13 protein-coding genes are annotated in these 13,506 nt (G+C 57.1%); 2 read left to right on the top strand and 11 right to left on the bottom strand.

The genetic code is table 11. The features are described from left to right. Window positions 1–16: 16 nt before the first annotated feature. The 3 genes from glpX to ACETPC_RS19545 all read right to left on the bottom strand — a co-directional run bounded on the left by glpX (window position 17) and on the right by ACETPC_RS19545 (window position 3,543). Window positions 17–1,027, bottom strand: coding sequence for a class II fructose-bisphosphatase (gene glpX / locus ACETPC_RS19555; protein WP_380184237.1), 1,011 nt, complete (start codon window positions 1,025–1,027; stop codon window positions 17–19). Window positions 1,028–1,155: 128 nt separating this feature from the next. After that, on the bottom strand, window positions 1,156–2,667 hold the full coding sequence (glpK, locus tag ACETPC_RS19550) for a glycerol kinase GlpK (RefSeq protein WP_380184153.1): 1,512 nt from the start codon (window positions 2,665–2,667) through the stop codon (window positions 1,156–1,158). 30 nt (window positions 2,668–2,697) lie between these two features. Then, window positions 2,698–3,543 carry an MIP/aquaporin family protein gene (locus tag ACETPC_RS19545; protein ID WP_380184152.1) on the bottom strand — a complete coding sequence of 282 codons (846 nt, stop codon included), beginning with the start codon at window positions 3,541–3,543 and terminating at the stop codon, window positions 2,698–2,700. A 442-nt stretch (window positions 3,544–3,985) separates the two neighbouring features. On the opposite strand from ACETPC_RS19545, the gene zapB reads away from it, so the two are divergent. Continuing rightward, window positions 3,986–4,225 (top strand): cell division protein ZapB, encoded by a 240-nt coding sequence (zapB, locus tag ACETPC_RS19540; RefSeq protein ID WP_125290575.1) that lies wholly within the window; start codon window positions 3,986–3,988, stop codon window positions 4,223–4,225. A gap of 54 nt (window positions 4,226–4,279) precedes the next feature. Here the strand turns inward: zapB and rraA are convergent, their stop codons facing one another. The 7 genes from rraA to priA all read right to left on the bottom strand — a co-directional run bounded on the left by rraA (window position 4,280) and on the right by priA (window position 12,675). Further along, entirely contained in the window at window positions 4,280–4,765 is a 486-nt protein-coding gene (gene rraA / locus ACETPC_RS19535; protein WP_380184151.1) for a ribonuclease E activity regulator RraA, read from the bottom strand. 105 nt (window positions 4,766–4,870) lie between these two features. Then, the gene (locus ACETPC_RS19530; protein ID WP_380184150.1) at window positions 4,871–5,800 is read right to left on the bottom strand and encodes a 1,4-dihydroxy-2-naphthoate polyprenyltransferase; all 930 of its coding nucleotides are present in this window, start codon (window positions 5,798–5,800) and stop codon (window positions 4,871–4,873) included. Window positions 5,801–6,210: 410 nt separating this feature from the next. Further along, window positions 6,211–7,542 (bottom strand): HslU--HslV peptidase ATPase subunit, encoded by a 1,332-nt coding sequence (gene hslU, locus ACETPC_RS19525; RefSeq protein WP_380184149.1) that lies wholly within the window; start codon window positions 7,540–7,542, stop codon window positions 6,211–6,213. A gap of 11 nt (window positions 7,543–7,553) precedes the next feature. After that, on the bottom strand, window positions 7,554–8,084 hold the full coding sequence (gene hslV / locus ACETPC_RS19520; RefSeq protein WP_246761561.1) for an ATP-dependent protease subunit HslV: 531 nt from the start codon (window positions 8,082–8,084) through the stop codon (window positions 7,554–7,556). 90 nt (window positions 8,085–8,174) lie between these two features. Further along, window positions 8,175–9,083: a cell division protein FtsN gene (ftsN, locus tag ACETPC_RS19515; RefSeq protein ID WP_380184148.1), complete on the bottom strand. Its 909-nt coding sequence runs from the start codon at window positions 9,081–9,083 to the stop codon at window positions 8,175–8,177. Between the two features lie 157 nt (window positions 9,084–9,240). Then, a complete protein-coding gene (gene cytR / locus ACETPC_RS19510; RefSeq protein ID WP_380184147.1) occupies window positions 9,241–10,278 on the bottom strand; it encodes a DNA-binding transcriptional regulator CytR in 1,038 nt (345 codons plus the stop codon). 198 nt (window positions 10,279–10,476) lie between these two features. Continuing rightward, entirely contained in the window at window positions 10,477–12,675 is a 2,199-nt protein-coding gene (gene priA / locus ACETPC_RS19505) for a primosomal protein N' (RefSeq protein ID WP_380184146.1), read from the bottom strand. Window positions 12,676–12,891: 216 nt separating this feature from the next. Here priA and rpmE point away from each other — a divergent pair, with 216 nt between their 5' ends. Beyond that, a complete protein-coding gene (gene rpmE, locus ACETPC_RS19500; protein WP_336144409.1) occupies window positions 12,892–13,104 on the top strand; it encodes a 50S ribosomal protein L31 in 213 nt (70 codons plus the stop codon). A gap of 67 nt (window positions 13,105–13,171) precedes the next feature. Here rpmE and metJ read toward each other — a convergent pair whose 3' ends face one another. Then, the gene (metJ, locus tag ACETPC_RS19495) at window positions 13,172–13,489 is read right to left on the bottom strand and encodes a met regulon transcriptional regulator MetJ (RefSeq protein ID WP_052901694.1); all 318 of its coding nucleotides are present in this window, start codon (window positions 13,487–13,489) and stop codon (window positions 13,172–13,174) included. Between the last annotated feature and the right edge of the window lie 17 nt (window positions 13,490–13,506).

Raw genomic sequence — 13,506 nt, 5'->3', positions numbered from 1 at the left:
TGGCCCGCAGGCACGCTTACAGAATATAGGGATGCAGGCTCTCGTCCTTGCGATCCAGATAGTGAATGGACTGGATGCGGCGAATGGTGCGCGATTTGCCGCGTACCAGCAGCGTTTCGGTGGTGGCAACATTGCCCTGGCGCGTAATGCCCTTCAGCAAATCGCCGCTGGTGATGCCAGTCGCGGAAAAAATCACGTTATCGTTGCGCGCCATCTCGCCAAGCTGCAACACTTTGTCGGCCTCAATACCCATTTCCGCGCAGCGCTTCAGCTCCTGTTCGCCCAGCGCGCGGTTTTCCGGCGTATCGCCTTTTACCGCATGGCGCGGCAGCAGTTTTCCCTGCATATCGCCATCCAGCGCGCGGATAACCGCAGCAGAAACTACACCTTCCGGCGTGCCGCCGATGCCATAAAGAACATCTACTTCACTGTCCGGCATGCAGGTCAGAATGGAAGCGGCCACGTCACCGTCCGGGAAGGCAAAAATCCGCACGCCCAGCTGCTGCATTTCTGCAATCACATCGTCATGGCGTGGCTTTGCCAGAATGGTGACGGTCAGCTCCGATAGCGGCTTCTGCAAAGCCTGGGCTACGTTGCGCAGGTTTTCCGCCAGCGGCAGTGATAAATCAATAGCGCCTTTCGCGCCGGGGCCGACCGCCAGTTTCTCCATATACATATCGGGGGCGTTGAGAAAGGTGCCTTTATCGCCAACGGCCAGTACTGCCAGCGCGTTGGCCTGGCCCATTGCGGTCATGCGCGTGCCTTCAATAGGATCGACGGCGATGTCCACCGCGTCGCCCTGGCCGCTGCCGACTTTTTCGCCGATATAAAGCATCGGCGCTTCATCAATTTCGCCTTCGCCGATAACGATTTGCCCGTCGATATCCACTTTATTCAGCATAATACGCATGGCATGTACCGCCGCGCCGTCGGCCGCGTTCTTGTCGCCGCGCCCCAGCCACTTATAGCCAGCCAGCGCCGCCGCTTCCGTTACGCGTGAAAATTCAATAGCGAGTTCTCGTTTCATCATGGGTCCCGGTAAAGGGATAAGCCTGGCATAGCGGCGAGGGTAAAGGCCAGCATTCTGTTTGCAGGAGTAAGGAAAAGCGTTAAGGCAGGAAGCCCGCAGCCGTGGCGACTGCGGGCAAGAGCAGATTACTCTTCGTGATCTTCCCATGACTGGGCGCGGGCAACGGCTTTTTTCCAGCCGGCGTAGCGATAGTTGCGCTCGGTGGTTTCGATGCTTGGACGGAACTCGCGCTCAATGGAGGCTTTGGCGCGAACCTCATCCAGATCTTTCCAGAAGCCGACAGCCAGGCCAGCCAGATAGGCAGAACCCAGCGCGGTGACTTCCAGCACTTCCGGGCGCTCAACGCGGGTGCCGAGGATATCGGACTGAAACTGCATCAGGAAGTTGTTAGCGACCGCGCCGCCGTCCACGCGCAGCGATTGCAGACGGGTGTTGGCATCGTTCTGCATCGCTTCCAGCACATCACGCGTCTGGAAAGCGATAGATTCCAGCGTGGCGCGGATAATGTGATTGGCGTTCGCGCCGCGCGTCAGGCCGAAGATAGCGCCGCGCGCATAGGGATCCCAGTAAGGGGCACCCAGACCGGTAAAGGCTGGCACCATATAAACACCGTTGCTGTCTTTAACCTTGGAAGCGAAATATTCGGAATCGGTAGCGTCACCGATCAGCTTCATCTCGTCACGCAGCCACTGGATAGAAGCGCCGCCGATAAACACCGCGCCTTCCAGCGCATAGTTCACTTCGCCGCGCGGGCCGCAGGCGATAGTGGTCAGCAGGCCGTTGGTAGAGGTTACCGCTTCTGTACCCGTGTTCATCAGCATAAAGCAGCCGGTGCCGTAGGTATTTTTCGCCATGCCGGGCTGCACGCACAGCTGGCCGTACAGCGCCGCCTGCTGGTCACCCGCGATACCGGCGATAGGAATACGCGTGCCGCCTTTACCGCCGATATTGGTCTGGCCGTAAACTTCGGAAGAAGATTTTACTTCCGGCAGCATTTCACGCGGGATATCCAGGATATCCAGCATGCGCTGATCCCATTCCAGCTTGTGGATGTTGAACATCATGGTACGCGAGGCGTTGGTATAGTCGGTGATATGTACCCGGCCCTGGGTCATTTTCCATACCAGCCAGGAGTCGACGTTACCGAACAGCAGCTCGCCGCGTTTAGCGCGTTCGCGAGCGCCTTCGACATGATCCAGAATCCACTTAACTTTGGTGCCGGAGAAATAAGGGTTAATCACCAGACCGGTGGTGTGCTGAATGTACTCTTCCAGCCCCTCTTTTTTCAGTTTTGCGCAGTAGTCAGCGGTACGCGGATCCTGCCAGACGATAGCGTTATAGATCGGCTTGCCGGTTTCTTTATCCCAGACGATAGCGGTTTCACGCTGATTAGTAATGCCGATTGCGGCGATCTCGTCTGAGCGGATATCGGCGTGAGCCAGCACTTCCACCAGGGTGGAGCTTTGTGACGCCCAGATATCCATCGGGTCGTGCTCGACCCAGCCTGCCTTAGGATAGATTTGCTGAAATTCGCGCTGGGAAACCGCAACAATGTTGGAGTCGTGATCCAGCACCACGGCGCGGGAGCTGGTGGTACCCTGGTCCAGCGCGACGATATATTTTTTATCTGTAGTCATAAATCCTTCCTGATGTTAAAGGGTTAGCACTTACGCTTTACGCTGTTCAGCACGCGCGATGGTCTTTTCGACCTTCTTTACCGCGGCTGCGCCTGGCAGATTGCGGGCGATCAGAGAGCGGTAGCCGAACGCGCCGATGCAGGCGCCAACGATCGGGCCAAAGATTGGCACGAGGAAATAAGGAATATCGCGGCCGCCGGTAAAGGCGACGTTGCCCCAGCCTGCCAGCCAGGCAAAGAGTTTAGGGCCGAAATCACGAGCCGGGTTCAGCGCGAAGCCGGTCAGCGGGCCCATTGCGCCGCCGATAACCGCAATCAGCAGACCAATCAGCAGCGGTGCCATCGGGCCGCGCGGCAGGCCGTTGCCATCGTCAGTTAAAGCCATAATCAGCCCCATCATAACGGCAGTGATCACCGCTTCAACCAGAAAAGCCTGGCCGACGCTGATATGCGGGTTAGGGTAGGTGGAGAAAATACCAGCCAGATCCAGGCTCTCTACGCTGCCACGCACCATATGATGCGTCTGTTCGTAGTCCAAAAACAGGTTGTAATAGAGCGCGTAAACCAGCGCGGCTGAGCAGAAGGCGCCAGCGACCTGCGCGAGGATGTAAGGAATCACTTTACGGCCTTCGAAGTTGGCGAACAGGCAGAGCGCCAGGGTTACGGCCGGATTCAGGTGAGCGCCGGAAATGGCTGCGCTCAGATAGACCGCCATGGCTACGGCGATCCCCCAGATAATGCTGATTTCCCACAGGCCCAGGACCGCACCGGCTACCTTCGCCGCCGCGACGCAGCCTGCGCCGAAGAAAATAATTGTGCCGACGCCGAGAAATTCTGCGATGCACTGCCCTTTGAGGGTGGTGGTTGTCTGGCTCATATGATGTTTCCTGAAGGCGAGGTTAAAGGGTATCCGGTTTTTTTGTTCTCATTATTTGAGTCTCCCCAATCTTGTGTGGGGATGATGTGAATTTATCGTTAACGAGCATAAACGAGAAATAGCGAAATCAAAAGTTGTGTACTGGCTCAAAAAAATGAGCGTTTCCGCGTCTTTTACGCGGCTATTAGCAGGGTTATTGGCTTTCGTTTTTCCCATATTGTTGCAATTTATTAACAACAATAAGGCGCAGGGCACTGAAAAATGTTAAAGAGACCAGGAGCTGGCTGAAAAAAGCCGCTGCGCGCATCGTAGCAGGTTCGTTGCTGGACTTGGCGGGCCGCTCTACTTACAATCGGGGCATCGTTGTGATCCGCAGCCGGTCGGCTATGCCTCAGCTGCGTCAGCAACATCAACGCCTTGCGATTAGGAGAGGTCATTTACGATGTCATTTGAAGTGTTCGAGAAACTGGAAGCAAAAGTTCAGCAGGCGATTGATACTATCACTCTGCTGCAGATGGAAATCGAAGAGCTGAAAGAGCAGAACAACAATCTGAATCAGCAGGTTCAGCAGGCTGCGGGCAACAGCGAATCACTGGTGCGTGAAAACCAGCATCTGAAAGAGGAGCAGCACGTCTGGCAGGAGCGTCTGCGTGCGCTGTTGGGAAAAATGGAAGAAGTCTGAGTCAGATTGACGGCAGGCGGTAAAAGAACGGGTGCCAGTCAGCACCCGTTTTTGCTATTCGATATCCAGCGGATCTTCCGACAGGATAATGCCGGTGTTATCGGCATAGAGGTGGTCGCCTGAAAAGAAGGTTACGCCGCCGAAATTCACGCGCACATCGCTTTCGCCCACGCCCTCGCCGGAGGCGCCGACCGGGATAGCCGCGATCGCCTGGATGCCGATATCCAGTTCCTCCAGATCGTCTACCTGGCGTACAGAGCCGTACACCACTATGCCTTCCCACTCGTTTTGTAGCGCCAGCTGGCCCAGCGCCGCATCGACCAGCGCTCGCCGCACCGATCCGCCGCCGTCCACCAGCAGCACGCGCCCACGGCCGTTTTCTTCCAGCAGATCGTACAGAAGCCCGTTATCTTCGAAACATTTCACCGTGGTGATCTGTCCGCCAAACGAGGTGCGGCCACCAAAGTTTGAAAAGAGCGGTTCAACCACGTTCACATCTTCATGATAGATGTCGCAGAGTTCGGAAGTATCGTATTTCATAAGGGTTCATCTGTTTGCCAGAGGGACATTAAGTATATCGCCTTCTGGCGGCTGTTGGCAAAAGCATCAGTTGTTAAAAGTTGCGTCAGGTCAGGGAGATCGCAATTAGCCCATCGCCAGCCCGACGGCGAACAGCAGATTAACCAGCAGCGCCGCCTTCACTGTTTTCTCCAGCAGCGGACGCATGGCTGCGGCGGAGGCGTGCGCGATGGCGAAACGCGCCTGCCCAAACAACAGCGGCGTGCTAAGCAAAAACAGCCAGCCCGGCGCCGTTAGCGCAGCCAGTTTGGCGAACAGGGCAAAACAGAACAGCGAGCCTGAAAGCAGCATGGCGTGGTAATAGCGCGAATTACACGGGCCAAGCCGTACGGCTACCGTAAATTTGCCGTTTTGCCGGTCGCTGTCGATATCACGCATATTGTTAGCGTTAAGCACCGCGACCGCCAGCAGGCCGCAGCCAGTCGCGGGCAGGAAAGGCAGCCACTGTAAACTGTGCGTTTGCAGATAAAAAGTGCCGACCACGCCCAGCCAGCCAAAGAAAACCAGCACGGAAACATCGCCCAGGCCGAGATAGCCATAGGGTCTTTTCCCTACCGTATAGGCGATGGCGGCCACTACCGCAAGCGCGCCCAACGCCAGAAAACCCAGCATATCGCTAACATCCTGACAGGCGCGTACCACCAGAGCGACGCCAGCGATCAGCGTCAGGGCAACGGTCAGGATCAGTGCCAAACGCATCTGCTTTTGAGTGATCAGGCCTTTTTGCATGCCGCGCAGCGGGCCGAGACGCTCTGGCGTGTCGCTGCCTTTTACCGCATCGCCGTAGTCATTAGCCAGATTGGAAAGAATTTGCAGTAGCGCCGTAGTCAGCAGCGTCAGCAGCGCCACGCTCAGGTCGAAGCTGCCCTGTTGCCAGGCCAATGCCGAGCCGGTTATCACCGAAGCACAGGCCAAAGGCAGCGTGCGCAAACGCAAGCTTTCCAGCCAGGCGCGCAGCAGAGAGGGTGCCGGAGCGGTAGAAATGTTGTCGGTCATGGGATTATGGCCTTCGCTGGTAGGAAGTCTATGCCGGAAAGCTACCAGTTTACTCACTGCCAGCTGGCGAAGAATTAATCCAGGTCAGGGATTTGGCAGGAAGACGCCAGAAAAAGAAAAACCCCGCGCATAGGCGGCGGGGTTTGAGACTGCTGACAAACCTGAAGCATTCGTCAGGCCTGGCTTTTTTTACAGCAACACGGCAGCCAGATAGCGGCAAAGGCTGAGCGGATAAGCGGACCGTTTGGCGCATGGACGCGCCAACCGAGCCTCCACGGACGGATTAACGGCGTGTCCGTGTTCCGATCTGCCTTTGCTGCTCTGTCGCAGATTTAAACGCAACCAGAAATTTGTCATTAACCTCAGACCCCGCGCATAAGCGGCGGGGTTTGAGAGGGGCAGCAGAACGATTACAGAATAAAGCGGCTGAGATCTTCGTCCGCCACCAGCTCGTCCAGGTGCTTGCTGACGTAGTCCGCATCAATGGTAATCGACTCGCCGTTGCGATCGCTGGCATCGTAGGAGATCTCTTCCATCAGACGTTCCAGCACCGTATGCAGACGACGCGCGCCGATGTTCTCCGCGGTTTCGTTTACCTGCCAGGCCGCAGCTGCAATCTTGCTGATGCCGTCTTCGGTAAAGTGAATATCCACGCCTTCGGTCTTCATCAGCGCTTTGTACTGCACGGTGACGGAAGCGCTTGGCTCGGTCAGGATGCGCTCAAAGTCGTGAGTGGTCAGCGCCTGCAGCTCAACGCGGATCGGCAGGCGGCCCTGCAGTTCCGGAATCAGATCGGAAGGGCTGGCAACCTGGAAGGCGCCGGATGCGATAAACAGGATATGGTCGGTTTTCACCATGCCGTGCTTGGTAGAAACGGTGCAGCCCTCTACCAGCGGCAGCAGATCGCGCTGTACGCCTTCACGGGAAACATCCGGGCCGGAGCTTTCGCCGCGCTTGCACACTTTATCGATCTCATCGATAAACACGATGCCGTGCTGTTCGACTGCATCGATTGCTTCCTGCTTCAGCTCTTCCGGATTCACCAGCTTGGCGGCTTCTTCTTCCACCAGCAGTTTCATCGCCTCTTTGATTTTCAGCTTGCGCGGTTTCTGCTTCTGGCCGCCAATGTTCTGGAACATTGACTGCAGCTGGCTGGTCATCTCTTCCATGCCCGGCGGCGCCATAATCTCTACGCCCATCGGCGAAGCGGCCAGGTTGATCTCGATCTCTTTGTCGTCCAGCTGGCCTTCGCGCAGCTTTTTGCGGAAAGACTGACGGGCAGCAGAAGGCTCGGCAGCGGCTTCCGCCTGGCCCCAGTTGTTTTTCGCTGGCGGGATCAGCACGTCCAGAATGCGCTCTTCGGCCATCTCTTCCGCGCGGTAGCGATTTTTGTCAATCGCCTGGGAACGCACCATTTTAATCGCAGAGTCGGTCAGATCGCGGATAATTGAATCCACTTCTTTCCCTACATAACCCACTTCGGTGAACTTGGTTGCTTCGACCTTGATAAAAGGCGCGTTAGCCAGCTTGGCCAGACGACGGGCGATTTCGGTTTTACCCACGCCGGTCGGGCCAATCATCAGAATATTTTTTGGCGTAACTTCGTGGCGTAGCTCTTCATCCAGCTGCATACGGCGCCAGCGGTTGCGCAGCGCGATAGCCACGGCGCGCTTGGCGCCGTCCTGGCCGATAATAAATCTGTTCAGTTCGCTAACGATTTCGCGCGGGGTCATTTCAGACATAATCAGGGTCCTTACGCTTTAGACGATAATTCTTCGATAGTAAGATTGTGGTTGGTATAGATGCAGATATCGCCTGCGATACCCAGCGCTTTCTCCACAATGTCGCGCGCGCCAATTTCGGTGTTTTCCAGCAGCGCACGAGCCGCTGCCTGTGCGTAAGGCCCGCCGGAGCCAATAGCGATCAAATCGTTTTCCGGCTGGATCACATCGCCGTTGCCGGTAATGATCAGCGAGGCGTTTTCATCGGCTACGGCCAGCAGGGCTTCCAGCTTGCGCAGCATGCGATCGGTACGCCAGTCTTTGGCCAGCTCAACCGCCGCCTTCACCAGATGGCCCTGATGCATTTCCAGCTTGCGTTCAAACAGCTCAAACAGCGTAAAGGCATCTGCGGTGCCACCGGCAAAACCAGCGATGACCTTGTCATTATAAAGACGACGCACTTTTTTGACGTTGCCTTTCATTACGGTGTTGCCGAGCGTAGCCTGGCCATCACCGCCAATTACTACCTGGCCGTTGCGTCGTACACTTACAATTGTTGTCACGGGCAGACCCCTTGTTGCAGTCGAAAGATCTCCCCGCAGGCTGGCTGCGGGGCAATGATGCATTCAGATATGGGGGAGTTCCGGAAGGTTTCAACCCCCGAGCGAGACAGGAATACAATTTGAGTGGCCGCTGCCGCGCAGGCGTTTCAGCGTGCTGTCGGCGGCGGCGCGGCTGTTGTAAGGGCCGACGATAACGCGGTTCCAGCCGCCGCCGCTGGTGATTTTGCTCTCAAAGCCTTCAAAAGCCAGCGCGGCGCGCACGGATTCCGCCTGATCGCTGCCTTTGAACGAGCCGCACTGCACCATCCAGCGCTGCGCCTTCTCTTTTTCCACTTCCTTCGGCTTCTCGGCTTTCTGCTCGCGGGCGACGGTCGGCTGCTGATTGTGCTGCGGCAGCATGTGCTGCTGCTGCTGGGCCGACTGCTGCTGGCGCGGTTGCTGAACCGGCTGCGGCTGGCGCGGAGCCTGATACTGCGTCTGCGGCTGGCGAGCCTGCTGTTGCAGCTGCGTTTGCTGCTGCTGGCGCTGCAGGGTTTGCTGGCGCTGCGCAGGCGTCTGCTCGTTCCACGGCACTTCGTTTAGCTGGGTAGGCTGCTGGCGCATATCGGCCTGCATCTGCTCCAGCAGCTGGCGCTGTTCGTCAGTCAGCTGGGTTGGCGAACGCACTTCGCCGCCTGCCGAAGGCTCGACCGGCGTCGGTACGGTTATCTGACGGTTTTCCAGCTCTTTGATATAGCGCCAGCGCTCTTCAGGCTTGGGCGGCAGGCCGTTGCCGGCCGCTTTATGATCGGGAATGACCGGCGTCTCTTCCTCTTTTTTATGGTGGGCAATAAACCATAATCCGCCGACAAACGTCACCAGCACCGCCACGGCCAGACCTACCATGATCTTTGATACACCCGAACCGCCGCTGCGCTTTTTGCTGCCGCTGCGGCCGTTGCTCTTTTTGCGACGCGTCCCTGTCGAACGCCCGCGGCCTACGTAATCTTTTTGTGCCACTATCGTTCCGCTAGTAATCGATGAAAAGTCAGGTCGGGCCAGCGCGCTGGCCTGCAGCTCGCCATGTTACTCAAGGGTTGGAAGTTTGACCAGCAGGGATACGGCTAAGAATCTGCTGATTCTCCATTTTCTTGTTCCGAACCTGCATTTTCGGCGGCTACGCCTGTTCGCGCAACGCGGGCGCGGTGCTGCCGCGAATTTTTATCTCAAAGTCCAGCAGCCTGGAGCCGCCGTTTACCAGTTTGCCCTGTAGCTGCTCCAGCAGCAGGTTCATCGCCTCGCGGCCAATGTTGAATCTTGGCTGGGCGATAGTGGTCAACTGCGGATCGCTGTAACGCGACAGTTCTATATCGTCGAAGCCAATCAGCGACAAATCTTTGGGGACACGCATGCCCATAATTTTTGCCTGCGCCATCGCGCCCAGCGCCATAATATCGCTATGGCAGAACAGGGCATCCGGCGGCTGCGGTAGCCTCATGAGTTGTTTTAGTGCGCGGCTGCCTGCATCAAAGGTAAAATCGCCGCGCACGATATAACGCGGATCCATCCTGATACCGTTACGCTGCAGCGCCTGGATATAACCCTGTAACCGATACTGGCACAGCGGCATATCCTGCGGGCCAGCAATACAGGCGATGCGCTCGTGGCCCAGTTTCAGCAGGTGGTGTACCGCTTCAAACGCCGCCGTCAGGTTATCTATATGTACCGTCGGCAGATCCAGCTCTGGCGCGAATTCGTTCGCCATCACTATCGGTGGCAGATTGCGCAGATCCTCGAGGCCGGTATCGAAAGGTAACTGCGAGCCAAGCAGCACCATGCCTTCAATCTGGCGGGTCATCACCAGATTCAGAAAAGCGTTTTCCTGGCGGTTCTGATGAGCGCAGTCGCCGATCAGCACCAGATAGCCCTGTTCCGCCGCGACAAATTCTACGCCGCGAATGATTTCGCTGAAAAAGGGATCGCAGATATCCGGCACTATCACCAGGATGGTGCGGGACTCGCTGCGGCGCGGCGCGCGCGCCATGGCATGCGGAGAGTAACCAACGGCGATAACCGCCGCCTCGACCTTTTTGCGCGTGGCGGCAGAGACCTTTTCCGGGCTCATCAGGGCGCGTGAAACGGTCGCCGTCGATACGCCCGCTTTTTCCGCCACGTCTTTCATCGTGGCGCCCGTGGTCTCTGGCTTTTGCTCCAACGCTGTTCTCCTTGCTCCGGCCTGTTGACCGTCCGGCTTTGGCCGGAAATAAAAGGATTTCCGTCAGCGTTAAGGCCGACCGTCATCGTGTAATTAACTAATGCTAATCAAATGCGTTACTTAATTTGCATAAAAATGGTGACTTGTGCGACTTTTTTCGAGGCGTCTCGCAGCGGAAAAAAGCGATTGCTGAAAATTTCAGCTTTCGGTGGGATCCACATCCAAAGTCCACTTGACCTTGCGCGCCTGGGGCAGCGTACCAATCAGCGGCAATGTGGTTTTGATCAGCCGCTGTAACAGCGCCCGTGAAGGATGTTGCAGCAGCAGCTGCCAGCGGTAGCGCCCGCCTCGTTTGGGCTGAAGCGCCGGAACCGGGCCCATTACCCAGAACGCCTCATCTTTTAACGGGCTGGCTTCCAGCAGATTGCGCAGCTGCTGTAAAAAAAGAGCGGACTGCTGATTATCGTGATCTTCGGAGCGAAACAGCGCATGGCTGGTAAACGGCGGCAGGAAGACGGTCTTGCGCTCGCTCAGCGCCTGCTGCGCAAAGGCGTCGTAGCCCTGATGCAGTAAAGTTTGCAGCAGTGGATGTTCAGGATGATGCGTTTGCAGCATAACTTCGCCCTGTTTTCCGGCTCGCCCGGCGCGGCCAGCTACCTGGGTATAAAGCTGGGCGAAACGCTCGGCGGAGCGGAAATCGGCGGAAAACAGCGCGCCGTCCACGTCCAGCAGCGAAACCAGCGTGACGTCGGGAAAGTGATGGCCCTTGGCCAGCATTTGCGTGCCAACCAGAATTCTCGCGCCGCCACGATGCACATCTGCTAAATGCTGCTCAAGCGCGCCTTTGCGGCTGGTGGTGTCTCGATCGATACGCGAAAGCGGCACGTTGGGGAACTGCTCGCTCAGGTTCTGCTCCAGCTGCTCGGTGCCCAGGCCAACCGGCACCAGATGCGTTGAGCCGCACTGCGGGCATTGATGCGGTATAGGACGCTGGCTGTCGCAATGGTGGCAACGTAATTGACGATGATGCTGGTGCAGCGTGTAGTAACGGTCGCAGCGCTGGCATTCGGCAATCCAGCCGCATTCGTGACAAAGCATCGCCGGTGAAAAGCCACGGCGATTTAAGAACAACAGAACCTGATTATCCGCTTTCAGATGTTCGCCGATCTTTTTAATCAGCATCGGCGAAAGGCCGCCCAGGAGCTTCACGCCTTTAAGATCGATTAGCTGCTGCGTAGCCTGGCGAGCATTGCCCGCACGTTTGCTAAGGTTCAACTGACGGTATTTGCCCATCTGCACGTTATGCAGCGTTTCCAGCGCTGGCGTGGCGGTTCCCATCACTATTGGAATATCTTCCTGGCGAGCGCGGAAAACAGCCAGATCGCGCGCCTGATAGCGCCAGCCTTCCTGCTGCTTATAGGAGCTGTCGTGCTCTTCATCGATAATAATCACGCCCAGCTGCGCGAAAGGCGTGAACAGGGCAGAGCGGGTGCCGATAACAATAGCCGTTTCGCCGTGGCGCGCGCGCAGCCAGACCGCCAGCCGCTCGCTGTCGTTAAGGGCCGAGTGCAGCACGTCTACCGGCGCGTTGAAACGCTCGCGGAAGCGGGCGATGGTTTGCGGCGTCAGGCCGATTTCCGGCACCAGCACCAGCGCCTGCTTGCCGCTGGCGAGCACGTTTTCCAGCACGCTCAAATAAACTTCGGTTTTGCCGGATCCGGTAATGCCCGCCAGCAGCCAGGCGGCAAAACGGTCGTCCTCAGCGCGAATAGCACCTACTGCTGTAGCCTGCTCGGTGTTCAGCCGCAGCCGCTCTCCTTTAACCTCATAATGCGTTCGCCAGTCTTGTAGCGCGCGCTGCTGCATTCGGAGATCGCACAGACCTTTGGTACGCAAGGCCTGTAGCGTCGCGTCGGTAATATCGTGCTGGCCGATTTCGTGGCGATAGAGATTGCGCTGGCGAAGCGCGGCAAGCGCCTGCTGCTGCTTCGGCGCGCGCTTCAGGCTTTCCGGCGCGGTTTCCCGGCCTGTTTCTGTAATAAACCACTGCCAGAGCGGCGCTTCCCGCGCGGGTTTTCCCTGGCGCAACAAAACGGGCATTGCGTGAAACAGCACTTCGCCCAGCGGATAGTGATAATACTCTGCTGCCCAAAGCAAGATGCGCCACAGCGAGGCGGGATAAAGCGACTCGTCGTCCAGTACCTCATGTACGGCTTTCAGCTGATCGAGGGGAAAATCGCTGGTTTCAGCCAGCCCAACCACCACGCCGACCGCCTTGCGCTTGCCAAAAGGCACGCTAACGCGCGCGCCAATTGCCGCTGCGGGCAAATGCGCAGGCAGCAGATAGTCAAAATTGCGGGCAAGCGGAACGGGCAGAGCGACCTGAACGACGGGCATGAAGTTATCCGGATGAAATTGTGAGCGGGATAGTGTACACTGTGTCTTCCTGAATGTGCGGATTCGATTGCGGTGTGCGGTTATTTTCTGTATAGTTCGCCGCCGTTGATACGGCATTTTGGTATCAAATCACCTGAACTATTAATCTTCGTGTGGTGCCGGCGCAGGCAAGTTCCTGGCGCGGGAGAGCGACACGGCCTTAACTGAGGTTTTCCCATGAAAAAAGGTATTCACCCAAATTACGTTGAAGTTACTGCTAAATGCTCTTGCGGTAACGAAATCAAAACCCGCTCAACCGTGGGTCACGACCTGAACCTGGACGTGTGCGGCAAATGCCACCCGTTCTACACCGGCAAGCAGCGTGATGTGGCTACCGGTGGTCGTGTTGACCGCTTCAACAAGCGTTTCAGCATCCCAGGCAGCAAATAAGTCGCCTGTCGGACGCAACGAAAAAACCCAGCCTCGGCTGGGTTTTTTTATGGCTGCGAAACGGCGCTCAGTATTCCCAGGTATCGGGATCGACGCCCATCTCGCGCATGATCGCTTTGGCTTCTTCCGGGATCTCGTCGTTGCGCTCTTTGCGCAGATCGACATCGTCCGGCAGAGGCTGGCCGGTGAAGGCGTGCAGAAACGCTTCGCACAGCAGCTCGCTGTTGGTCGCGTGACGCAGGTTGTTGACCTGACGGCGGGTACGCTCGTCGGTCAGAATTTTCAGAACTTTTAACGGAATGGATACCGTGATTTTTTTGACCTGTTCGCTCTTTTTACCATGCTCAGCGTAAGGGCTGATATATTCGCCGTTCCATTCAGCCATGAGATACCTTAATCATC

Source organism: Pantoea sp. sgz302252 (genome assembly GCF_042610525.1).
Lineage (GTDB): Bacteria > Pseudomonadota > Gammaproteobacteria > Enterobacterales > Enterobacteriaceae > Erwinia.
This window is presented reverse-complemented; position numbering and strand designations above follow the sequence as displayed.